The sequence below is a fragment of the Gordonia amarae NBRC 15530 genome (assembly GCF_000241345.1).
In the GTDB taxonomy this organism is placed as follows: Bacteria; Actinomycetota; Actinomycetes; order Mycobacteriales; family Mycobacteriaceae; genus Gordonia; species Gordonia amarae.
This window is the reverse complement of sequence record NZ_BAED01000070.1, coordinates 1-22,487: the sequence shown is the minus strand read 5'-3', so window position 1 is coordinate 22,487 and position 22,487 is coordinate 1. Positions and strand designations below refer to the sequence as shown.

25 protein-coding genes and 1 tRNA gene are annotated in these 22,487 nt (G+C 67.8%); 18 read left to right on the top strand and 8 right to left on the bottom strand.

The features are described from left to right. Position 1: 1 nt before the first annotated feature. The 4 genes from GOAMR_RS20865 to GOAMR_RS20850 all read right to left on the bottom strand — a co-directional run bounded on the left by GOAMR_RS20865 (position 2) and on the right by GOAMR_RS20850 (position 6,101). Positions 2-2,005 carry a maltotransferase domain-containing protein gene (locus tag GOAMR_RS20865; protein WP_005192647.1) on the bottom strand — a complete coding sequence of 668 codons (2,004 nt, stop codon included), beginning with the start codon at positions 2,003-2,005 and terminating at the stop codon, positions 2-4. Between the two features lie 121 nt (positions 2,006-2,126). After that, positions 2,127-4,199 carry an ATP-dependent DNA helicase gene (locus GOAMR_RS20860; protein WP_005192643.1) on the bottom strand — a complete coding sequence of 691 codons (2,073 nt, stop codon included), beginning with the start codon at positions 4,197-4,199 and terminating at the stop codon, positions 2,127-2,129. After that, positions 4,196-4,789, bottom strand: a complete 594-nt coding sequence (locus GOAMR_RS20855) for an isochorismatase family protein (RefSeq protein ID WP_005192640.1) — start codon at positions 4,787-4,789, stop codon at positions 4,196-4,198. Before GOAMR_RS20855 ends, GOAMR_RS20860 begins: the two co-directional genes overlap by 4 nt. 10 nt (positions 4,790-4,799) lie before the next feature. Next, positions 4,800-6,101, bottom strand: a complete 1,302-nt coding sequence (locus tag GOAMR_RS20850; protein WP_005192637.1) for a nicotinate phosphoribosyltransferase — start codon at positions 6,099-6,101, stop codon at positions 4,800-4,802. 19 nt (positions 6,102-6,120) lie between these two features. Here GOAMR_RS20850 and clpS point away from each other — a divergent pair, with 19 nt between their 5' ends. The 10 genes from clpS (at position 6,121) to GOAMR_RS20800 (ending at position 12,617) form a co-directional block, all read left to right on the top strand. Continuing rightward, positions 6,121-6,444, top strand: coding sequence for an ATP-dependent Clp protease adapter ClpS (clpS, locus tag GOAMR_RS20845; protein ID WP_040515991.1), 324 nt, complete (start codon positions 6,121-6,123; stop codon positions 6,442-6,444). A gap of 54 nt (positions 6,445-6,498) precedes the next feature. Continuing rightward, entirely contained in the window at positions 6,499-7,083 is a 585-nt protein-coding gene (gene aosR, locus GOAMR_RS20840; protein ID WP_005192630.1) for an oxidative stress transcriptional regulator AosR, read from the top strand. Positions 7,084-7,142: 59 nt separating this feature from the next. Then, on the top strand, positions 7,143-7,553 hold the full coding sequence (locus tag GOAMR_RS20835) for a M67 family metallopeptidase (RefSeq protein ID WP_005192628.1): 411 nt from the start codon (positions 7,143-7,145) through the stop codon (positions 7,551-7,553). 31 nt (positions 7,554-7,584) lie between these two features. Beyond that, positions 7,585-7,872, top strand: coding sequence for a MoaD/ThiS family protein (locus GOAMR_RS20830; RefSeq protein ID WP_005192627.1), 288 nt, complete (start codon positions 7,585-7,587; stop codon positions 7,870-7,872). Positions 7,873-7,879: 7 nt separating this feature from the next. Next, a complete protein-coding gene (locus GOAMR_RS20825; protein ID WP_005192625.1) occupies positions 7,880-8,851 on the top strand; it encodes a PLP-dependent cysteine synthase family protein in 972 nt (323 codons plus the stop codon). Between the two features lie 56 nt (positions 8,852-8,907). Next, on the top strand, positions 8,908-9,555 hold the full coding sequence (locus GOAMR_RS20820; RefSeq protein ID WP_005192623.1) for a rhomboid family intramembrane serine protease: 648 nt from the start codon (positions 8,908-8,910) through the stop codon (positions 9,553-9,555). Beyond that, positions 9,552-10,355, top strand: a complete 804-nt coding sequence (gene murI, locus GOAMR_RS20815; RefSeq protein ID WP_050942834.1) for a glutamate racemase — start codon at positions 9,552-9,554, stop codon at positions 10,353-10,355. The genes GOAMR_RS20820 and murI overlap by 4 nt, the downstream gene beginning before the upstream one ends. 66 nt (positions 10,356-10,421) lie before the next feature. Then, complete coding sequence (locus GOAMR_RS20810; RefSeq protein ID WP_040515989.1) at positions 10,422-11,180, top strand: cyclic nucleotide-degrading phosphodiesterase; 759 nt, start codon at positions 10,422-10,424, stop codon at positions 11,178-11,180. Positions 11,181-11,238: 58 nt separating this feature from the next. Beyond that, positions 11,239-11,994 carry a ribonuclease PH gene (gene rph, locus GOAMR_RS20805; RefSeq protein ID WP_005192617.1) on the top strand — a complete coding sequence of 252 codons (756 nt, stop codon included), beginning with the start codon at positions 11,239-11,241 and terminating at the stop codon, positions 11,992-11,994. Beyond that, positions 11,991-12,617 carry a non-canonical purine NTP pyrophosphatase gene (locus tag GOAMR_RS20800; protein WP_005192616.1) on the top strand — a complete coding sequence of 209 codons (627 nt, stop codon included), beginning with the start codon at positions 11,991-11,993 and terminating at the stop codon, positions 12,615-12,617. The genes rph and GOAMR_RS20800 overlap by 4 nt, the downstream gene beginning before the upstream one ends. Before the next feature lie 127 nt (positions 12,618-12,744). On the opposite strand, the gene GOAMR_RS20795 is transcribed toward GOAMR_RS20800, so the two are convergent. Next, the gene (locus GOAMR_RS20795) at positions 12,745-13,089 is read right to left on the bottom strand and encodes a DUF3817 domain-containing protein (RefSeq protein WP_005192615.1); all 345 of its coding nucleotides are present in this window, start codon (positions 13,087-13,089) and stop codon (positions 12,745-12,747) included. A gap of 66 nt (positions 13,090-13,155) precedes the next feature. Beyond that, positions 13,156-13,599 carry a glucitol operon activator gene (locus GOAMR_RS20790; protein WP_040515988.1) on the bottom strand — a complete coding sequence of 148 codons (444 nt, stop codon included), beginning with the start codon at positions 13,597-13,599 and terminating at the stop codon, positions 13,156-13,158. A gap of 60 nt (positions 13,600-13,659) precedes the next feature. On the opposite strand from GOAMR_RS20790, the gene GOAMR_RS20785 reads away from it, so the two are divergent. Next, a tRNA-Leu gene (locus GOAMR_RS20785) sits at positions 13,660-13,744 on the top strand. Positions 13,745-13,857: 113 nt separating this feature from the next. Here GOAMR_RS20785 and GOAMR_RS20780 read toward each other — a convergent pair. Further along, entirely contained in the window at positions 13,858-14,337 is a 480-nt protein-coding gene (locus GOAMR_RS20780; RefSeq protein WP_040515995.1) for a hypothetical protein, read from the bottom strand. Positions 14,338-14,459: 122 nt separating this feature from the next. Between GOAMR_RS20780 and GOAMR_RS20775 the strand changes: the two genes are divergently transcribed. From GOAMR_RS20775 to GOAMR_RS20745, 7 genes are all read left to right on the top strand, one after another. After that, positions 14,460-16,016, top strand: a complete 1,557-nt coding sequence (locus tag GOAMR_RS20775; protein WP_005192612.1) for an AlkA N-terminal domain-containing protein — start codon at positions 14,460-14,462, stop codon at positions 16,014-16,016. A gap of 112 nt (positions 16,017-16,128) precedes the next feature. Further along, positions 16,129-16,641, top strand: a complete 513-nt coding sequence (locus GOAMR_RS20770; RefSeq protein WP_005192609.1) for a methylated-DNA--[protein]-cysteine S-methyltransferase — start codon at positions 16,129-16,131, stop codon at positions 16,639-16,641. 58 nt (positions 16,642-16,699) lie between these two features. Continuing rightward, positions 16,700-17,473 (top strand): hypothetical protein, encoded by a 774-nt coding sequence (locus GOAMR_RS20765; protein WP_005192607.1) that lies wholly within the window; start codon positions 16,700-16,702, stop codon positions 17,471-17,473. Between the two features lie 8 nt (positions 17,474-17,481). After that, a complete protein-coding gene (locus GOAMR_RS20760) occupies positions 17,482-17,874 on the top strand; it encodes a hypothetical protein (protein WP_005192605.1) in 393 nt (130 codons plus the stop codon). Positions 17,875-17,969: 95 nt separating this feature from the next. Further along, the gene (locus GOAMR_RS20755) at positions 17,970-18,953 is read left to right on the top strand and encodes a daunorubicin resistance protein DrrA family ABC transporter ATP-binding protein (protein WP_005192603.1); all 984 of its coding nucleotides are present in this window, start codon (positions 17,970-17,972) and stop codon (positions 18,951-18,953) included. Next, entirely contained in the window at positions 18,950-19,765 is an 816-nt protein-coding gene (locus tag GOAMR_RS20750) for an ABC transporter permease (RefSeq protein ID WP_005192601.1), read from the top strand. Before GOAMR_RS20755 ends, GOAMR_RS20750 begins: the two co-directional genes overlap by 4 nt. Positions 19,766-19,790: 25 nt before the next feature. Beyond that, entirely contained in the window at positions 19,791-20,525 is a 735-nt protein-coding gene (locus GOAMR_RS20745; RefSeq protein WP_244427473.1) for an ABC transporter permease, read from the top strand. A 70-nt stretch (positions 20,526-20,595) separates the two neighbouring features. On the opposite strand, the gene GOAMR_RS20740 is transcribed toward GOAMR_RS20745, so the two are convergent. Further along, the gene (locus GOAMR_RS20740; RefSeq protein WP_005192589.1) at positions 20,596-22,359 is read right to left on the bottom strand and encodes a hypothetical protein; all 1,764 of its coding nucleotides are present in this window, start codon (positions 22,357-22,359) and stop codon (positions 20,596-20,598) included. Positions 22,360-22,487: the final 128 nt, after the last annotated feature.

Genomic DNA, 22,487 nt, shown 5'->3' with positions numbered 1-22,487 from the left:
GTCAGCGCACCCGGTAGGAGAGCTGTTCGGCCGCGGCCGGGGTGAGCGGCGGCAGCGACACGATGTGCGCGACGGCCTTCCATGGTTCGAGCTGGATGAAATTTGCCTGACCCCAATGGAATTCCTCTCCGCTGACCTCATCGCGACCGGCGAACCGGTCCTGCCAGTCGAAACCGAGCGCGGGCATGTCCAACCACAGCGTGGAGGATTCGGTACCGAACGGGTTGAGGTTGATCACCACCACCACCCGATCGCCGGTCACCGGGTCGACCTTCGAGTACGCGATGAGTGCCGGATTGTCGAGATGGTGAAAGGTGATGTTGCGCAACTGCTGTAGCGCCGGGTGCCGTCTGCGGATCATGTTCAGTGACGTGATCCAGGGTTCGAGCGACATACCGTTGGAGGCGGCGGCCTTGTAGTCGCGCGGCCGCAGCTCGTACTTCTCGGAGCTCAGGTACTCCTCACTGCCCGCCTTCACCGCCACATGCTCATACAGTTCGTAACCGCTGTACACCCCCCACGTGGGGGCCAGGGTGGCTGCGAGAGCGGCCCGCAGCGCGAACACGCCCGGACCCCCGTGCTGCAGGCTCTCGTGCAGGATGTCGGGGGTGTTCACGAACAGATTGGGCCGGGCCTCGTCGGCGTGCTCGGCCAGCTCCCGGCCGAACTGCTCGAGTTCCCACTTCTGGGTCTTCCACGTGAAATACGTGTAGGACTGGGTGAAGCCGAGCCGGGCCAGGCCGTACAGCCGCGCCGGCCGGGTGAACGCCTCGGCCAGGAACAGCACCTCCGGATGCCGCTTCTTCACCTCGACGATCAGCCACTCCCAGAAGTTCGGCGGCTTGGTGTGTGGATTGTCGACCCGGAAGATCTTGACGCCCAGCTCGATCCAGTGCACTACGACGTCGAGCACGGCCTTGTAGATGCCGTTACGGTCGTTGTCGAAGTTCAGCGGGTAGATGTCCTGGTACTTCTTGGGCGGATTCTCGGCGTAGGCGATGGTGCCGTCGGGCAGGGTGGTGAACCATTCGGGATGTTCCGACGACCAGGGATGATCGGGTGCGCACTGCAGCGCCAGGTCGAGAGCCACCTCGAGGTCGAGTTCGCGTGCGCGACTGACGAAATAGGTGAAGTCATCGACCGTACCGAGCTTGGGGTGGATGGCGTCGTGGCCGCCGTCGGCTGAGCCGATCGCCCACGGCGAACCCACGTCGTCGGGGCCGGCGATGAGCGTGTTGTTGGGGCCCTTGCGGTTGACCTCTCCGATCGGGTGGATCGGCGGCAGATACACCACGTCGAAACCCATTCCGGCGATCCGGGGCAGGTCGTTGACGGCGGTGAGGAAGGTGCCGTGCACCGGATTGCCCTCGGTGTCCCAGCCGCCGGTCGACCTCGGGAAGAACTCGTACCAGGAGCCGTACAGCGCGCGGCGGCGGTCCACCCACACACGGTAGGTGCGGGACTTGGTGACCAGCTCGCGCACCGGATACCGCCCGAGCAGGTCGGCGATGTCGTCGCCGGTGCCGGGCCCGACCCGGTTCTCGATGCGCCGCCGCGGTGAGCGCAGCGCGGCGATCGCCTCATCGAGCCGGGCGCGTGACTCCTCCGGGACCAGGTCCAGTGCGCGGGTCAGCACGCCGACACCGATCTCGATGTCGTTGGCGAGGTCGGCGGCGCCCTGCCCGGCGTCGACCTTCTTGATGACGGCCGAACGCCAGGTGGCGTACGGGTCGCTCCAGGCGTCGATGCGGAACGTCCAGAAGCCGGGTGCGTCGGGCACGAAGGCGCCGTTGAACACATCGGGTTCGACTGACGGGGTCATCGGGATGTCGCGGCGCCTGCCCCGGCCGGGGCCGTCGATGTGCAGGGTGACGCCGATGGCGTCGTGACCCTCCCGCCAGGCTGCGGTACTGACCGGAACAAGTTCGCCCACAACGGCTTTCGCTGGATATAATCCAGCGGAAACCATCGGTGAGATGTCGTCGATGCCCATCCGGCCGATCACGCGGCCTCCTCTCGGCTGCTTGCGCTGACACCTAACCGTAGGCGATCACGGCGCATGTCTCAGCGTGATGGACTCAGTCTCTCACTGTGTGGACCGCCACATGGCCGGGATCGGGAACCGATCAGGCCGGATCGCTCAACCGGCGCAACGCCGCCCGGGTCACCGCCGGGTCGGTGGTGCGCCAGAACGGCGGCAGCGAGGCCACCAGGTAGCCGCCGTATCCGGCGGTGGCCAGCCGGGAATCGAGTACCGCCACCACACCGCGGTCGGATGTCGCGCGCAGCAACCGGCCCGCGCCCTGGGCCAGCAGCAGCGCCGCGTGATTGGCCGCGACCGCCAGAAATCCGTTGCCGCCGCGGGCGCTGACCGCCCGCTGCCGGGCCGTCATCAGCGGATCGTCGGGCCGTGGGAACGGGATCCGGTCGATCAGCACCAGGCTCAGGGACGGCCCCGGCACGTCGACGCCCTGCCACAGCGACAGCGTGCCGAACAGACAGGTCTCCGGGTCGTCGGCGAATTTCTTCACCAGCGTCGACGTGGAGTCGTCGCCCTGGCACAGGATGGTGCGATCGGAGTGCCCGCGCATGAACTCGGTCGCCTCTTTGGCCGCCCGCATCGACGAGAACAACCCGAGGGTGCGGCCGCCGGCGGCGTCGACGAGTTCGGCGATCTCAGCGCGCACCGGCTCCGACAGGGCGTCGCGGCCCGGCCGCGGCAGATGCTTGGCCACGTACAGGATCGCCGAGCGCGGATAGTCGAACGGCGAGCCCGCGTCCAGCCCGTTCCAGCGCATCGACGAGGAGTCCGACGGCGCCGTCTTGCCGGTCGCGGTGACGTCGACCGCGGCCCCCGCGGTACCGCCGCCGTGGGCGGGCAGTCCCCAGTTGACGGCGAGTGCGTCGAAGTTGCCGCCGATCGTGAGGGTGGCCGAGGTGAGGATCACCGTCGCCCCGGCGAACAGGCTGCTGCGCAGCAGCCCGCCGACGCTCAGCGGGGCCATACACAGCACCCGGCGGGTGTCGCCGGCGCGGTTGATCGGTTCGGCGCTCACCCACACCACGTCGCGGCGTTTGGCCATGTCCTGCTCGTCGAACGCGCCAAGCAGCCGGACCACCGCGTCGTGCGTGTTCTCCAGCGAGGTCAGCGCGGCGGAGCGGGCCGCGGCACTGTCGGCGTCCTGGCCGGTACCGCGCACGGGCCCGATGGCGGTGTGTGCCTGCCACAGCCGGTCACGCAGTACCGCGAACACCGCGTCGCCGCCCGAGGGCATCGTGGTCCATTCGCCGGTGCGGACCTCGTCGAGGAACTCGCCGAACTGTTCACCCGCACCCAGCAGGGCGTCGGTGGTCTCCTCGTCGATGAGCTTGCCGCAGCGGCGGGCGATCAACGCGATCGACGCCGCCGACAACTCGTCGGTGGACACCGAGGTGATGCGGTCGACCAGCTCATGCGCCTCGTCGACCACCACCACGTCGTGTTCGGGCAGGATCGTCGCCGGGCTCATCGCGTCGATCGCGAGCATCGCGTGGTTGGTGACCACCAGATCCGACTGGCCGGCCTTGCGGCGGGACTGCTCGGCGAAGCAGTCCTCGGCGTACGAGCAGTTCGCGGCGCCCAGGCATTCGCGGGCGGACACGCTGACCTGCCGCCAGGCCCGGTCGGAGACGCCGGGCACCAGGTCGTCGCGGTCGCCGGTCTCGGTGTCCGAGGACCACTCGTGCAGCCGGGTCACCTCGCGGCCGGTACGGGAGATCTCGAACGGGTCGAACAGCTCACCCTCGGGTTCTTCGGTGCTGGCTGTGTGAATCTTGTTCAGGCACAGGTAGTTCGAACGTCCCTTGAGGATCGCGAATGACGGTTCGCGGCCGAGGGGGGCCTTGAGGGCCGTCGCCAGCCGCGGCAGATCCCGGTCGATCAGCTGACGCTGCAGGGCGATGGTGGCCGTCGAGACCACCACGGTGTGACCGGTCGTCACGGCGTGCCGGATCGACGGCACCAGATAGGCCAGGGACTTGCCGGTGCCGGTGCCCGCCTGCACGGCCAGGTGTTCACCGGTGTCGATGGAGTGCGCCACCGCCGACGCCATCCGCAGCTGTCCGTCGCGACGGGCTCCGCCGAGCGCGGTGACCGCGATGTCGAGCAGCTCGGGGACCTCCGGAATCGTCGTCACCGAGTTCTTGCCGGCCCGGCTCACCCGGAGTACGCCGACGAGCCGTCGTAGAGCAGGTCGCCGTCGAGGACGACGCCGGCCTCACGCATCTGCGCCAGGGCGTTCCGGCAGGTCTCGGTGGCCACGCCCGCGGTGAAGTTCAGCAGCACCCGCGTCGACAGCCCGTCGGCAACCGCATCGAGGGCGGTGGCGCGGACGCAGTGATCGGTGGCGATACCGACCACGTCGACGGCGGTGATGTCGCGGGCCGCGAGCCAGTCGGCCAGGGTCGTGCCATCTTCGGCTGCCCCCTCAAAACCCGAATAGGCCGCGCTGTAATGCCCTTTGGCGAACACCTCGGCGACGGCGCCGGTGTCGAAGGCGGGATGAAAACCGACCCCGTCGGTGCCCACCCGGCAGTGCGGCGGCCAACTGTCGACGTAGTCGGGGTTGTCGGAGAAATGGTCACCCGGGTCGATGTGGTAGTCGCGGGTGGCCACGACGGTCGCGTACCCGGGCAGCAGGCCGGTGATGGCCTCGGCGACGCGGGCGCCGCCGTTGACGCCGAGTGCACCGCCCTCACAGAAATCGTTCTGCACGTCGACGACGATCAGGGCCCGATCCTTGTGCGGCATGGCGGTTCTCCTAGAGCTCGTAGCGGGTCGGGATCGCGGGATCGCCGTGCGAGAGGCCCAGCCCCTCCCACGGCAGGCTCACCAGCCCGTCGGCGAGGTGGGCGCGGCTGTCGGTGAGCGACGGGACGTCGGCGACCGGCTCGCCGCCGCGCACCAGCGGGATCTGCAGGGGCCGTACCGAATGTCCCTCGCCGTCGGGGGTGGGGGAGCCGGTGCGGTACACCACTTCCTCGACGACCGTGCCGCTGGCGCGGGCCAGCCGGACCGCGGATTTGGCGCCGCCCACCGACGCCTTGTGGCTGGCCCGTTTGGCGACGGGGATGCCGTCGACCTCCACCAGTTTGTAGACCATTCCGGCGGTGGGGGCGCCGCTGCCGGTGACCAGCGAGGTGCCCACCCCGTAGGTGTCGACGGGTTCGGCGCGCAGGGAGGCGATCGCGTACTCATCCAGGTCCCCGGACACCACGATCTTCACATCCGGGGCGCCGAGGGAGTCGAGCTGATCGCGCACCTGCCGGGCCAGGACACCGAGATCACCTGAGTCGATCCGCACCGCACCCAGACCGGGACCGGCCACGTCGATGGCGTTGCGCACACCCTGGGTGATGTCGTAGGTGTCGACGAGCAGCGTGGTGCCCACGCCGAGCGCCTCGACCTGCGCGGCGAACGCCGCTTTCTCGTCGGGGCCGTCGGGTCCGGCGAATCCGAGGGTGAATGCGTGCGCGGCCGTACCCGCGCTGGGCACGCCGAACGTGCGGGCCGCCTCCAGATTCGACGTCGCGGCCACCCCGGCCAGATAGGCGGCGCGCGAGGAGGCGACCGCGGCCCGCTCATGGGTGCGCCTGCTGCCCATCTCGATGATCGGGCGCTTGGCGGCCGCGCTCACCATGCGTGCGGCGGCCGAGGCGATCGCCGAATCGTGGTTGAGGATCGACAGGATCAGGGTCTCGAGGAGGACCGCCTCGGCGAACGTGCCGCGGACGGTGAGGATGGGGGAACCGGGAAAATACAGCTCACCCTCGCGGTAACCGTCGATATCGCCGGTGAAGCGGTAGTCGCGCAGCCACGCGACGGTGTCCTCGTCGAGGAACTGCGACACCTGGGCGATCTCGTCGTCGCCGAACCGGAAGCGGGTCAGCTCGTCGATCACCCGCCCGGTGCCGGCGACGACACCGTAGCGGCGGCCGTCGGGCAGGCGCCGGGCGAAGACCTCGAAGACGCACGACCGGGATGCCAGCGGACCGCGCAGCGCCGCCGACACCATGGTCAGTTCGTAGTGGTCGGTCAGCAGGGCTGTGTTGTCGAGACTCACAATCGCCTACCCTATTCGTATGCATGCGGACATATGGTGTGCGCACGAGGCTACTCCCGGTTCCACGGCGGTGGCCGAACCCGAGGTCGCCGATCCACAGCTCGGAATTGATCGCCCTTGGGTGACCATCGTGTGGGATGACCCGGTCAATCTGATGCGGTACGTGACCTTCGTGTTCCAGAAGATCTTCGGGTACTCAGAGACCAAGGCCAACGAACTGATGCTGCAGGTCCACAACGAGGGCAAGGCCGTCGTGTCGGCAGGCGACCGCGACAAGATGGAGACGGACGTGCGCAAGCTGCACGCCGCCGGCCTGTGGGCCACCATGCAGCGCGACACCTGACCCGGTCCCACGGCCGACGCCGGACGACGCCCGGACCGGCCTACCATGTGAGGCGTGCGCAACTGGAAACGTGAAGGCCGAGGGCAGTCGCGGCGGATCTGTTCGGTCCTCGAACCGCACGAGGCCGAACTGCTGATCTCGATGGTCACCTCGCTCACCGACCTGCTCGGCGAACGCGTGTCGACCGCCCCGCCCGCCGACGAACTGGCCGCGCTCACCGGCATCCGCACCGGGCACCGCGACGCGCCCGGCGACCTCACCCTCGGCCGGTTGCTGCCCGATTTCCATCGTCCCGACCAAGACAGCGAACTGTCGGCGGACGTGATCAACGGGGAACTGAACGCCGGCCTGCGCAGCGTCAACGAACCCCTCATCATCGACGCCAAACTCGCCGCGGCCAAGGGCATGCTCGACACCATCCCGCCCGACGGCGGCCGGATCGCGCTCACCGACGACGAGGCCGAACAATGGCTGACCGCACTCAACGACGTGCGGCTCGCGCTCGGCGCGATGCTCGGCATCACCGAGGACACCCCGGCCGAACTGCCCCCTGACCACCCGCACGCAGCCCACCTCGACGTCTATCACTGGCTCACGTTCATGCAGGACATGCTGGTCGACGTGCTGATGTCGCGCTGATCCGGCGGCGCCGAGCCTGCCCGGGAATGTCCGGTGGAGATCGCCGTGTTGACTGAGCCATGTTGACTATCAGCCGCGAACTGGTCGACCGCATGGTCGCCCATGCGCGTGCCGACCACCCGGACGAGGCCTGCGGGGTGATCGCCGGACCGGAGGGTTCGGATCGTCCGGAGCGGTTCATCCCGATGCTGAACGCCGAACGGTCGCCCACCTTCTACCGATTCGACTCGGCCGAGCAGCTCAAGGTGTGGCGTGAGATGGACAGGGCCGACGAAGAGCCGGTGGTGATCTACCACTCGCACACCGCCACCGAGGCCTATCCGAGCCGCACCGACATCTCGTACGCAGGGGAACCGGGCGCTCACTATGTGCTCATCTCCACCCGCGACCCACAGGTCGAGGAGATCCGCAGTTACCGCATCGTCGATGGTGCGGTCACCGAGGAACCCGTCGAGATCAACCCCGCATAACCGCTTTTCAGCCCAGACATCAGGAGACCTCATGGCTGTGACCGTGTCCATCCCCACCATCCTGCGCCCGCACACGGGCGGCGAGAAGCGGGTCGAGTCGTCCGGCGCCACCCTCGCCGAACTGATCGACACCCTCGAATCGGCGCATCCGGGCCTCAAGGAACGTCTCGTCGCCCCTGACGATGCCGGCACCGACAAGCTGCACCGCTTCGTCAACGTGTACGTCAACGACGAGGACGTGCGGTTCACCGGTGGCCTGGGCACCGCCGTCGACGACGGCGACGAGGTGACCATCCTGCCGGCCGTCGCGGGCGGCTGATCCGGCCGTGGCACGGTACAACTCGCTCATCGACTCGGTGGGCCACACGCCGCTGATCGGTTTGCGGCGGCTCTCACCCCGCTGGGACGACGGCGAGCAGGGCCCGCACGTGCGGCTGTGGGCCAAACTCGAGGACCGCAATCCCACCGGATCGATCAAGGACCGGCCGGCGCTGCGGATGATCGAGGCCGCCGAACGCGACGGGACATTGCGGCCCGGCGCGACGATCCTCGAACCGACCAGCGGCAACACCGGTATCTCGCTGGCCATGGCCGCCAAACTCAAGGGCTACCGGCTCATCTGCGTGATGCCCGAGAACACCTCCGACGAACGCCGGTCGTTGCTGCGGATGTTCGGTGCCGAGGTCATCTCGTCGCCGGCCGCGGGCGGATCGAACACGGCGGTGGCCATGGCCAAGGACCTCGCCGCCGCCAACCCGGGCTGGGTGATGCTGTACCAGTACGGCAACGAGGCGAACATGCTCGCCCACTACGAGGGCACCGGGCCCGAGCTGTACGCCGACCTGCCCGAGATCACCCACTTCGTCGCGGGCCTGGGCACCACCGGCACCCTGATGGGGGTGGGCCGGTACCTGCGCGAACAGCAGCCCGACGTGCAGATCGTCGCGGCCGAACCCCGGTACGGGGACGAGGTGTACGGCCTGCGCAATATCGACGAGGGTTTTGTGCCCGAACTGTACGACGACACCGTGCTGACGCGCCGATTCTCGGTGACCGGGGCCGACGCGGTGGCCCGGGTGCGCGAGCTCATCGACCTCGAAGGGATCTTCGCGGGTGTCTCCACCGGGGCGATCCTGCACGCTGCCCGCGCCATCGGGCGGCAGGCTGTCAAACGGAACGAACGTGCCGATATCGGCTTGGTGGTGCCCGACGCGGGATGGAAGTATCTGTCGACCGGGGCGTACGAAGGTAGCCTGGACGATGCCGAGGCGGCGCTCGCCGGGCAGCTCTGGGCCTGACCACGGCTGCGCTGCAACCACCGATGAGGGCCGCACCCACCGATGAGGGACGACACGTGACCTACCCGATGCCGGCCGCTCCCGCCGAGCAGCCCCGAAAGCCACGCCCGCTGTGGCTGACGTCGGCGATCACGATGGCCGCGATCGCCACGGTACTGATCGCGATCGAGCTGATCGACGCGCTGACCCCGAACCATGATCTCGACGCCAACGGCATCGAACCCCGCGAGGTGGGCGGACTCGACGGCATTCTGTGGTCACCGTTCCTGCACGGGGACTGGTCGCACCTGTTCGGCAACCTCGGCCCCGGCGTCGTCCTGGGTTTCCTGCTGCTGATGGCCAAGCGGTTCCTGGCGGTCACCGGCGTCGTCTGGCTGACCTCCGGTGTCGGGGTGTGGCTGACCGCGCCGTCGTACACGGTCACCATCGGGGCGTCGGGCATCATCTTCGGCTGGCTCACCTACCTGCTGATCCGGGGGATCTTCAACCGCAATCTGAAGCAGATCCTCATCGGGGTGGTGCTGTTCCTGGTCTACGGCTCGGTGCTGTGGGGTGTGCTGCCCACCGACGAATCGATCTCGTGGCAGGGGCACCTGTTCGGCGCGGTCGGCGGGGTCGCGGCCGCCTGGTACCTCGCAAGCCGTGATCGCCGCAGGCGTCCCGCGCCGTCGCAGCCGCTTCCGTCGTCAGGGGTGGGATTCTGAGTACCGACCCCACCGCGCCCATCGGGATCTTCGATTCCGGAGTCGGCGGCCTGACGGTCGCGCGCGCGATCATCGACCTGCTGCCCGACGAGGACATCATCTACATCGGGGACACCGCCAACGGCCCCTACGGCGGGCTCACCATCCCCGAGATCCGCAAGCACGCCCTGGCCATCGGCGACGACCTCGCCGGACGCGGGGTGAAGGCGATCATCATCGCCTGCAACACCGCCTCGGCGGCCTGCCTGCGTGATGCCCGCGAACGGTACGCGCCGATACCGGTCATCGAGGTGATCCTGCCCGCCGTGCGCCGGGCGGTGGTGGCCACCAAGACCGGCCGTATCGGGGTGCTCGGCACCGCGGCCACGATCGCCTCGCACGCCTACCAGGACTCGTTCGCCGCGGCCCGCGATACCGTGATCACCGCGGTACCGTGCCCGCGGTTCGTCGACTTCGTCGAACGCGGGGTCACCAGCGGCAGGCAGATCCTGGGGCTGGCGCAGGGCTATCTGGAACCGTTGCAGCAGGCCGACGTCGACACGGTGGTGCTCGGCTGCACCCACTACCCGCTGCTGTCGGGGGTGATCGCGCTGGCGATGGGCGATCAGGTGACGCTGGTCTCGAGCGCGGAGGAGACGGCCAAGGACGTGTTCCGGGTGCTCACCGAACGTGACCTGCTGTCCCCGCATACCGGGCGGGAAGCGGTGCGGCTGTTCCAGTCGACCGGTGACCCGGAGTTCTTCGCGCGGTTGTCGTCGCGGTTCCTCGGTCCGGCGGTCGGGCAGGTCCAGCATCTGTAGTGCCGCCGCGTGAACTTGTGACCGGATATCTGCCGTCCTGAGGTGACGGCATGGCAAGGTAGGACCATGCGCCTAACCGTGCTCGGATGTTCAGGGAGTGTGGGTGGCCCCGGTGCTGCGTGCTCGGGGTACCTTCTGCAGCTTCCCGGACATCAGCCAGTGATGATGGACTGCGGTCCAGGGGCGTTCGGGGAACTTCAGCGGATCATCAACCCGCGCGAGGTGGCGGTGATGCTGAGCCATCTGCACGCCGACCACTGCATGGACCTGGCCGCGATGCTGGTGTGGCGGCGGTACTCACCCGAACCGGCCACCGGCCGAACGCACCTGTGGGGGCCGCCGGGCGTGTGCGAACGGATCGGCGCCGGGTCGTCGGAGGTTCCCGGCGAGGTCGACGACATCACCGACACCTTCGACGTCCACGAATGGGGCACCGAGGAGGTGCAGCTGGGTGGTTTCGCCATCCGGCCCGTCGTCGTCGACCATGTGCCCAACTCCTACGGCTTCCGGCTCACCGCGCCCGACGGCAAGGTCCTGGCCTACAGCGGTGACACCGCGCCGTGCGACGAGCTGATCGATCTGGCCACCGACGCCGACCTGTTCCTGTGCGAGGCGTCGTGGACTCACGCGCCGTCCGAACGCCCGCCGCACCTGCACCTGTCGGGTGTCGAGGCGGGTGAGGCCGCCACCAAGGCCAACGTCAAACTCTTGGCGATCACGCATGTACCGCCGTGGACGTCCAAACAGGACATCTACGACGAGGTGCGCAGAACCTACAGCGGCCCCATCGAAATGGTTTCCCAGGGGCAGACTTTCGAGCTGTGACCTCTCGGGCGGCGGGGGCGTCCGGGCCGGTCACCGGTCAGCGATAGAGTTGGATACCGTGACGACACGAGCAGACGGCCGAGCCGACGACGAACTCCGCCCCATCTCCTTCACCCGTGGTTTCACCTCCCATCCGGCGGGTTCGGTGCTCGTCGAGTTCGGCGGCACCCGGGTGCTGTGCACCGCGAGCGTCACCGACGGTGTGCCGCGCTGGCGCAAGGGGTCGGGCCTGGGCTGGCTCACCGCCGAGTACGCGATGCTGCCGTCGTCGACGCACGAGCGGTCGTCGCGGGAGTCGGTGCGCGGCAAGATCGGTGGCCGCACCCACGAGATCAGCCGGCTGGTGGGCCGGTCGCTGCGTGCCTGCATCGATCTGGCCGCACTCGGTGAGAACACCATCGCCATCGACTGCGACGTGCTGCAGGCCGACGGCGGCACCCGCACCGCCTCCATCACCGGCGCGTATGTCGCCCTCGCCGACGCAGTCGCCTGGCTGGGCGCCGCCGGCAAGCTCAAGGATCCGCAGCCGCTGTCGTGCGCGATCGCCGCGGTCAGCGTCGGCGTCGTCGACGGCCGGGTGCGCCTGGACCTGCCGTACGAGGAGGACTCGCGGGCCGAGGTCGACATGAATGTGGTGGCCACCGACGCCGGCACCCTCGTCGAGGTGCAGGGCACGGGGGAGGGGGCGACGTTCCCGCGTGCGACCCTGGAGAAGCTGCTCGACATGGCCGAGGTGGGTACCAGCGCCCTGTTCGAGGCGCAGAAGGCCGCGCTCGCGCTCCCGTACCCGGGTGACCTGCCGGGTGCCAAGTGACGACGATCCTGCTCGCGAGCCGTAACGCCAAGAAGCTCAAGGAACTCCGCCGGGTGGTGGCCGCGGCCGGGATCACCGGTCTGGATGTGGTGGGTCTGGACGACGTACCCGAGTTCGCCGAACTCCCCGAGGACGGTGCCACGTTCGAGGACAACGCGCTGATCAAGGCCCGCACCGGTGCTGCGGCCACCGGCCTGCCCACCCTCGCCGACGATTCCGGGATCAGCGTCGACGCCCTCAACGGGATGCCCGGGGTGCTGTCGGCACGGTGGAGTGGCACCCACGGCAACGACGAGGCCAACAACACCCTGCTGCTCGCCCAGCTCTCGGACGTGCCCGACGACCGCCGCGGCGCCGCCTTCGTGTCGGCGTGCGCGCTGGTCCGTCCCGACGGCACCGAAACGGTGGTCCGCGGCGAGTGGCGCGGCACCCTGGCCCGCGAACCCCACGGCGTCAACGGCTTCGGCTACGACCCGCTGTTCCTGCCCGCCGACGACCTCGCCGCCGGCCGCTCCTCAGCGGAACTGTCACCGGAAGAGAAGGACTCCCTGAGCCATCGCGGCAAAGCCCTCGCCGCCCTCGTCCCCGACCTCCGAGCACTCGCCACCGGCCAACCAGCGTGATCCCGAACACCGCCGCGACCACACCTCTTGATCCCTGAGGCCGAGCGACGAAGGAGCGAGGGTCACGAAGGTCCGGCGACCCGCCCGCATGACGCACCCAGGACACCCCTGACCCGATCCCCGACGATCAGATCCCGAACTGCGCCTTCACTTCCCTCGTCCGCTGATGCTCGATGACGAACGACAGGAACGGAATGGTCCCGGCGAGCGCGGTCCACACGATCTTCCCCGCGGGCCAGCGCACCTTGATGGCCAGGTCGACGGCCATGATCAGGTACACGAAGTACACCCAGCCGTGCACGATGGGCACGAAATCGAGCGCGTCGACGTCGAAGCCGTACTTGAGGATCAGCTCGACGACCAGCAGCAGCAACCACAGACCGGTGACCCAGGCGAGCACCCGGTAACGCACAAGCGCGTTCTTGACCGACGCGGTGGAGGCAGTGGGTTTGCTGGTGCTGGTATCGGTCACGAGGGACTTCCTAACGGTGTGTGAGAACAAACTGCTGTTGACCTGAGCTGCTGACCGGATAGGGGGTCAGCGCACGGTGGTTTCGGGATCGTCGGCGGTCTCCCGGGATCGGTCGGTGCGATGGAGCTCGGCCAGATACCGGTTGTACTCCCGCAACCCGGAATCGGCGGTCGGATCATCCTTGGCCGCAAGCGATCCGGCGCTGGGGAAACTCTGGCGCTCGGGCAGGATCCCCTCGGGGATCTCCACGGCACCCTTGCTGCGCGGCGAGAGTTTCTCCACCTCGTCGGCATCGTTCTCCAGCACCACGAACCGGCGGTAGGCATAGACCACGGCACCCGCGAACGCCGGCCACTGCAACGCGTACCCCAGGTTCTGGGCGGTACCCGACGCGGACTCGTACCGCGACCACTGCCACCAGGCCAGCGCCAGACACACCGCCGCGGCCACCACGACCAGCGCGATCAGTGCGGGCCGGTGACGTGTGCGGGCGGGACGGGCAGAATCCATAACCTCGACGGTACCCGTACGACGCACGTCACAGCCCACGCGGTACGCTTGTTCGCGCACGCGCGAGTGGCGGAATTGGCAGACGCGCTGGATTTAGGTTCCAGTGTCCTAGGACGTGGGGGTTCAAGTCCCCCCTCGCGCACCACTACCACTTCTCTCGCGCACCCTTTTTCCCGCGTCGAAAACTCCGTCGCGCTTATCGGATACCGCGAAAGTCAATTCGCGGGACGAAGTCTGTGACGCGGGAGCGCCGGTGGCTCAGCGGACGGTGATGGTTCCACCGCAGGTGGTGGCGGGCACCGACCACAGGGCATTGCGGTTGACGGTGTTGAGGGTGACGCCGACCTTCCCGGTGCCGATCGTCTTGGTGGGAATCGTGAAGTTGTGGACGCCCTGGTACGGCGGGCTGACGTGGCTGCGTGAGGTAAGCGTGCCGCGCTTGCCGGTGCGCAGGTTGTGCCAGTCGAGAGTGGCGGTGGAGTCGTAACCCACGCCGATCCAGTAGCTGGTGTAGTCGATGGCGAGGTAGGTGGTGCCTGCGTAGTCGGAGACGATGACCCGGCGCGGCATGTACGGGACGTCGACCACATTGGGACTCATCCCAAAGCAGGTGCCGATCGGATACTCGGCGCTGGGGGCCGCGTTCGCGTCGCCCGGCCCGGTGCTCAGGGCGAGCCCGGCGGCTCCGAAGACGGCGACTGCGGCAGCGGCTGCTCGGGTGCGTGTGTTAGTCGACATATCGGTGGTATCGGTCACATCGGACGTATCGTTACGCAAGCGAACGGCCAGGAACGCCGGCGCCGACTGTCGTGTCCGATTCCCGCCGGTGCGGCGGTGGTGGGTCGTGCCAGAGTGGAGCTATGACCCCGGCCCCGACCGCCTTCGACACGCGGATGACCTTCGACGAGCGCTACGGCGCCGTCAAGGCGCGTGACCGGCGTTTCGACGGCCAGTTCATCATTGCGGTGCGCAGCACCGGAATCTACTGCCGGCCGTCGTGTCCGGCCCGCACACCCAAACCTTCGAATGTGGAGTTCTATCCGACGAGCGCGGCCGCACACGAAGCCGGGTACCGGGCCTGCAAACGTTGTCTGCCGGAGGCCGCACCCGGGTCGCCGGAGTGGAATCTGCGGCGCGACACCGTCGGTCGTGCGATGCGGCTCATCGCCGACGGCGTCGTCGAACGCGAGGGCGTGGCGACGCTCGCGGCCAGGCTCGGGTACTCGCCGCGGCATCTGACCCGGTTGCTCACCGCGGAACTGGGGGCGGGACCGCTGGCCCTGGCACGTTCGCAGCGGGCACATACCGCGCGAATGTTGTTGACCGGCACCGACCTTCCGGTGTCCGACGTCGCGTTCTCGGCCGGTTTCGGGAGCATTCGCCAATGCAACGACACCATCCGCGAGGTCTTCGCGATGACCCCCACCCAGCTGCGCGAGCAAAGTCGCACGGCCACAACGACTCCCGGCGTCATCGATCTGGTGCTGCCGGTCCGGGAACCGTTCGATGCGACCGGCATCTTCCGGTGGATGGTGGCACGGTGTCTGCCTGGGATGGAACACGCCACAGACACTTCCTTCGCCCGGGGCCTCTCGTTGCCTGGTGGCACGGCATGGTTCGAGGTGCGTGCCGACACCGCAGGCCGAATCCGGTTGCGCGCAAGCCTCTCCGATCCTGCCGACCTCGGACCGCTCGTCGTGCGTGTCCGGCGCCTGTTCGATCTCGACTCCGACCCGCTCGCCGTCGATACCGCGCTGGCCGAGCACGCTGAACTGAAGCCACTCGTCGCAAGGACGCCCGGGATGCGGGTTCCCGGTGCCGCAGATCCCCACGAGATGCTGATTCGGGCGATGGTCGGACAGCAGGTCACGGTGGCGGCGGCGCGCACCGCCCTCACTCGGCTGGTCGACGAACTCGGCGCCACCGTCGACGCCCCCGACGGCGCATCGGACCTGCTGTTCCCGACGCGGCTGTTCCCGACGCGGCTGTTCCCGACGCGGCTGTTCCCGACAATGGCGGCGATTGCCGAGCACGGCCACGAGGTCCTGCGCGGACCGGCGGCCCGGATCCGGGCGATCACCGGTGCCGCCACCGCACTCGCCGCCGGTACCCTAACGCTGACCAGCGCCGACGACGGCGCCGAACAACGCACCGCGCTGTTGGCACTCCCCGGTATCGGGCCGTGGACCGCCGACTACGTGCGGATGCGAGTGCTCGGCGACCCCGACGTGTTGTTGCCCGGCGACAGCGGGGTGCGGACGGGCGCGGCGACGGCCGGTTTGCCTTCCGAGCCGCGGAGCCTCTCCGAATGGGCGTCGCGAGTAGCGCCCTGGCGCAGCTACCTGACCGCGCACCTGTGGCGAACCGATTCGATGGAAGATGCGCAGGCCTGCCCGCCCCGAAACCCGGTGCGCTGACAATGTTGTTGCACCGGGTTTCGAGGCTAGGCGCCAGGGCTCCGCACACCTCAACCAGCGGTTTGCGGCTCACCGACGAGCCCTTCCCACGGAAACAACGACCAGGAGAATCATGACTGGCAGCAAGCAAGGCACGGTGCAGACCGTCGACACCCCGGACGGACCGTTCACGCTGATCGTCGACGACGACGGGCGGGTGCTGGGATCGGGATGGACCACCGACCGGCAGGCGGTGCTCGACCGCATTCACCGGGACATCCGGCCGACCGAGGTGGCCGAGGGAATCACCCGGGCCGCCGAGGACGTGGCCGCCTACTACGCCGGCGATCTGGCGGCCGTGATAGCCACCCCTGTGCTGCAGCAGGGGACCGACCTGCAGCGGCTCGGCTGGTCGGCGCTGCGTGAGATCCCGCCGGGGCAGCCGTTGAGCTACACCGGATTCGCCGCCGTCGTCGGCAACCCCGGTGCCGTGCGTGCCGCGGCGTCGATCTGCGCCCGCAACGCGCCCGCGCTGTTCGTGCCCTGCCACCGGGTGCTGCGCAGCGACGGCAGCCTCGGCGGTTTCGCGTGGGGGACCGACGTCAAGGATTCGCTGCTGCGCCGTGAACATCAGCAATCGCAATGATGTTGAATGGTCACAGCACCACAGACAGCGAACGTGACCGGCGGGAGGGCGGCGAACAGTGGCACCGCGCAAACTCCGCCCCGGTCTCCGGCTCGACGAGCTCGTCCGTGTAGATGACCCCGATGATCCGGACGCACCCGAAACCTATTGGGGCCGTTCGTGGATGCACGTCACCAAGCACGACCCCGACGAGCCGTACCTGATCGCCAACGAACTGATCTGCTCCCGCCTCGCCGCCGCGCTCGGCCTGCCCGTACTGCCCGGTGAGGTGGCCCGGGACCAGGACGGAACCACCTACTGGGCCATCCCGGGTGTGCGTTCGGACGGTGGGATCTCGGTGCCGCCCTCGACCGCCGAGGACATCGCCGTAGCCCAGCCGCAGATCGTGGCCGGCATGATCGTCTTTGACGCCTGGGTCAACAACACCCACCGTTTCGCCGACAGCGTCCTCTACGACGAACGACTCGGCATCTGGCTCGTCGACCACGGGCATTCACTCGCTCAGCCGCGCGGGCACGCGTTCACCGAGAAGCCCGACGATGAGGCGCTCCTCCCACTGTCGTGGCATGAATTCGCCGACGAGGCCATCGACAAGGAGTTGCTGCGGTTCTGGGAGCAACGCGTGCAGGCGATCTCGGCACACGTGATCGGACGCCCGCTGCTCGAGGCCAACCAGCGGGGCCTGATCACGCAGAAGCAACAGTCGTGGCTGGCCAAGTACCTGCTGGCCCGTCGCGACAAGATCGTGAGCCTCGTACCCTCGGCCGATACACCCGCCGAACCCGAATTCGCCCGGCCGATGCTGCGGCTCGTCCCCGACACCCTGTTCTAGGAGCCGCCGTGACGCAGATGGCTTTTCCGCAGACGGTGACCTGGCATCTCATCCAGTACACGGCTGACATGCGCCGGCGCGAACCCCGCAATGTCGGCGTCGCCGCCACCGACGGCGCCGGGTGGGTGGTGCGGATGCTGGGTGTCGGCAGGTCGGGTGTGATCGATGCCAAGGCGCTGCGCCGGCTCAACCTGGCCAAATCCGACTACGAACCCTGGGTGCGGTACTACGCGGACACCTTGGGCGAAGGCGGGATCGAGCGGGTGATGGCGTCGCAGCGCCGCAGGCCGGGCGAGTTCCGGGTGATTCCGGGTGGTGACGACGAACTGTCGGGGAGTCTCGACGAGTGTGCCGGTCAGTTGTTCGCCGAGCTCGTCGAGGACGGTCTGCGCGCCGTGTGATGCCGGGACCGGGCGAATCCTGTTCGGAGGGTTCTGCCGGGCCGGTCACAGTGCTAACCTCCGCGTTAGGGTTGCCTAACTTAAGGAGGGGTGCGGTGATAGTCGAGGCTACAGGCCTGACAAAGACGTTCGCGTCGCGGAATGCACCGGTACGTGCGTTGCGTGGCATAGACCTGAGTGTCGCCGAAGGCGAGATCCTGGGCTTGCTGGGTCCCAACGGCGCCGGCAAGACGACCACCATCAACGTCTTGACCACGTTGCTGCGTCCGGATGAGGGGCAGGTGCGGATCGCCGGGATCGACGTGCTCACCGATCCGGCCGCGGTGCGCCCGCTGATCGGGCTCACCGGACAGTTCGCGGCCCTGGACGAACAACTGACCGCCCGGGAAAACCTGGTGCTGTTCGGGCGGCTGTTCAAACTGGGAACCGCACGGGCCAAGGAACGCGCGGCGGACCTGCTCGACCAATTCGACCTGACCGAGGCCGCCGACCGGCGCACGGTGACCTTCTCCGGCGGCATGCGCCGCAGGCTCGACCTGGCGGCGTCGATGATCGGCGACCCCAAGGTGCTGTTCCTGGACGAACCCACCACCGGCCTCGACCCGCGCAGCCGGAACATGCTGTGGGAGATCGTCCAACGCCTGCGCGCCGACGGCATGACCATCATCCTCACCACCCAATATCTTGCCGAGGCAGACGAACTCGCCGACCGGATCGTGGTGATCGACCACGGAGCGGTGATCGCCGAGGGCACCCCGGGCAGACTCAAGGAACTCGTCGGCGGGTCGGTGTGCGAGGTGTCGGTCACGGGTGCCGACCAAGCCCGGGTGATCCGGGCGCTGGAAACGCAGTGGACGGTCACCCACACATCCGGCACGGTCAGTGTTCCGGCGGAGGGTCCGCAGACGCTGTTCGACGTCGTGCGGTTGCTCGACCGGCATGAGGTGATCCCCGACGATGTGGGCCTACGCTATCCCACCCTCGACGACGTATTCCTCGCGCTGACCGGTGACCTGGCCGGAGACGGCGAACAGACGGACGACAACGCGCCGGCCGACACGACCGGTGCGCGACGATGACGGCGACAACACGCAGCGCCCCGCCGACCGATGAGCGCACGACGCCGCGGCCATCGTTGATCACCGACTCGCTGACGCTGGCCGGGCGGCACCTGCGGATGATGGCGCGCCGGCCGGCCTCGGTGATCGGCGCGCTGGTTCTGCCGGTGGTCTTCGCGGTGCTGTTCCTGACGGTGTTCGGGCGGGTGATGGACCGCGCCGGAATCGATTACGCCCAATTCATGGTTCCCGCCATCGTTCTGCAGTCGGTGTTCTTCTCCGGCATGTCCATCTCGATCTGGGCGGCCGAGGACGCGGGATCGGGGATGATGGACCGGCTGCGCTCCATGCCCGTCTCACGGCTCGCCCCTGCGCTCGCCCTGCTGATCGGTGAGATGATCCGGACCGTCGTCGGATCGCTCGTGCTGATAGTGGTGGGCTATATCGCCGGGTTCCGGTTCGAGACAGGTGTTCTCGGCTTTCTCGGTTTCCTCGGGATCGTCGTCTGCGCGGCGGCGGCGATCTGTCTGCCGTATCTGGTGCTCGGTTACGGGCTGGCGAAGATGGAGCCGGTCCAGGCCATCGGCAACCTGGTCTACTTCCCGCTGTTGCTGGTGTCGACGCTGTTCGTGCCCGCGGTGGCCTATCCCGGATGGATGCGGCCCATCGTCGAGAACCAGCCGATCTCCCGGCTCGGTGAGGCGCTGCGGGCGGCGTCGACGCTCGGGATGGAGCACACCACCTCGACGGTGCTGATCGCCCTGGCATGGTGTGCGGGGCTGGTCGTGGTGTTCGGCGCCGCGGTGCCGCGGGTCATCGGAAAGGTGGGTTGAGAAGATGGTCACCGATGTACAAGTGATGACACGGCGCGGACTGACGCTGATGGTGCGGTCGCCGATGACGATCGCGATGGCCGTGTTCATGCCGATCATCCTGCTCACGTTGATGTCGGTGTCGTTCGGCAAGATGGTCCTGCCCGGTGCGAGCCTCGCCGGCTACGTCCAGTACGCGGCACCGGTGTTCGTCGTCATGGGCGTGACATTCGGGGCACTGGGGACGGCTGTCGCCACGCTGGAGGACCGGACCTCGGGTTTCGACGACAGACTCCGCGTCTCACCGGTCTCACCGGTGGCGCCCTTCGCCGGACGCATCTTCGCCGACGCCCTGCGCAATGCGGGTTCGGTCGTGGTGGTCATGCTCGTGGCGGTGGCGATGGGATTCCGCTGGCACAACGGTTTCGGCGGCGCGGTGCTCTACTTCGTGCTGCCGGTGGTTCTCGGCTTCGGGGTGGCCTGGATGATGGTGGCGATCGCGACCTACGTGGATTCCGTGGAAACGGCGGTCTCATCGACCAACGCACTCCTCCTGCTGTTGTCCTTCCTGTCGACCGGCTTCGTGCAACTCCACGACCTGCCGGGCTGGGCGCAGCCGATCGCTGCGGCCAACCCCATTTCGCATGTGGCGCAGGCGATGCGCGGAGCAGCCTCGGGCGGTGACTACGCGGGCGATGTCATGGCCACCATCGCGTGGGCCATCGGCCTGACCCTTGTGTGCGGCTTCCTCGCCGTCCGCGGCTACAGCCGTCGCCCGTGATCTGACAGCACAGACGAAGAAACCCGGAATGCCTTGGGACATTCCGGGTTTCTTTGTCAGCTATCGGGGATCAGCGGATCCACGGCGGGATCTCGTCGTCCGGGTCCGCCTTCTTCTTGGGCTTCGGCGTGGTGGTCGAAGGCGTCGACTCGCCGCTGTCCGATGCCGGAGCGGGCTTCTTGGTGGTGGTGGAGCTGGCCCGCTTGGTGGTACCGGTGCTCTCCTTGTCCGCCTTCTCCTTGTTCTTGGCGATGTTCTCTTGCGCCTCGTCCTTGCGCTTGTGGGCCTCGGCGCCCAGACCCGAACCGGTGGTGTCGTCGTCGGTGAAGCACATCGAGCGGACCACGTTGTGGTACGTGGTGATGCCGTAGGTCAGCGGAAGAGTGAGCACTGTCGAGATCATCCGCACCGGGTTGAACTTGTTGACGCCCGGGATCAGTTCGACGGGTGCCAGTGCGGGGATTCCGGCGTAGGTGCCGATGGTGCGGAACAGCCACACCGACAAGGCGTAGGTGTAGTAGACGCCGGTGATCGACTTGGTCACCGTCAACTTGGACAGCGGGATCTGATGCCCCAGGCTCTGGCCCTGACGCACGTTGCTGCTCAGGCCGAGGATCACGTCGAGGGGAGCGCCACCGAGGACCGGGATGAAACCACCGATCGTGGAAACAGCCTGCTCGGTGCCGTCGAAGTCGGCCTTGTCCTTCGGGATCAGGTTGGCCGGAATGTAGTTGGAACGCAGGATTCCCATCATCTGACGGCCTTCGGCGGCCACGCGGGCACGGGCCTGCGCATTGGGCGCGGCGTCCTTGGCCTGCTTGATGGTCCGCTCGGTGATTTCACCCAGCGTCTTGGCCCCGACAGGCTTGCAGTTGTCCTTGTCGGCCAGGGCGAGCTGGTTGGCGGTGTTCTTGATGATCGCGGGGATCGGGATGTTGTAGCGGATGTGCTCGTGTGCCTTACCCGCGTTCTCCTTCTGCTCCTCCGTGACGCGCGCGACGCACTGGTTCAGCAGAGAGGTAGCGGTCTGGTTGTAGAGCGCCGTCAGACCCGCCTGCCCGCCGGCGAAGAAGATGCCGACGAGTGTGTTGTAGCTGAGGAACGATCCGAGGATGCCGGTGATGTTCTGCGGCAGCGGCAGATATGCGGCGGGGCTGGACTGCTGGTTGATGTCGGTGAACTCGGGGGCCATGCCGAGAGCGAAGTTGATCGGGGCGAGCACACCGGTGAAGAAGTACAGCCACGCCGTCTCCACAGCCTGGGACAGGGTGATATTGGCGACCGGGATGGCCTCATTCTGCTTGCCGTCACGGATTTTGAGCAGTTGGTTGACGATGTAGGTCGAATGCGGCGACTTGTACTTGTTCGCCGGATCCTGCATGTCGGCGCCGAGGGCACGCGGGTCATCGCTCAGCGACAGCGTGGAGACCGTGACGTTCTTGAGACTGCGCTGCAGGCTCTTCTGCTGCTGCTTGACCGCTGCCTGAGCGGCGGGCGGCAGCGAGGGCAGCAGCGAGTCGTAGATGGAGTCGAAGACAACGCTCAGGGTGGTGAATTCGCTACTGACGCAGGTGGTGTCCTCGTTCTTGGTCTCCGCGCTCTGACGCAGCACCGGCCGCTTCTGCTTGGCGATGCGCTCCTGCCGCTGCTCGTAGGTCTCGGTCTTCGGGTTGTACCGCTGGACCTTCTTCTTGGCGTACGGCGAGACCTGCTCGGGCGCAACGGTGTTGTTCTTGGCGACAGGCGTGTCACTGATCGGTGCGGCCGAACCGTTGGCGGTTGCGGTCACCGCGGCCAGGCTCGCGAGCGTGGCGACAGCCGTCGCCCGCACCACGTTGCGCTTGGTTTGACCTGTGTTTACGACACGCGCTGACTGCACAGTTGCGCCCTACGCTTTCCATCGACTTGCCCTGACCCCCGCGGCTCGGGCGCCTGTTTCGAAACGGACGTTAGCATACCCTG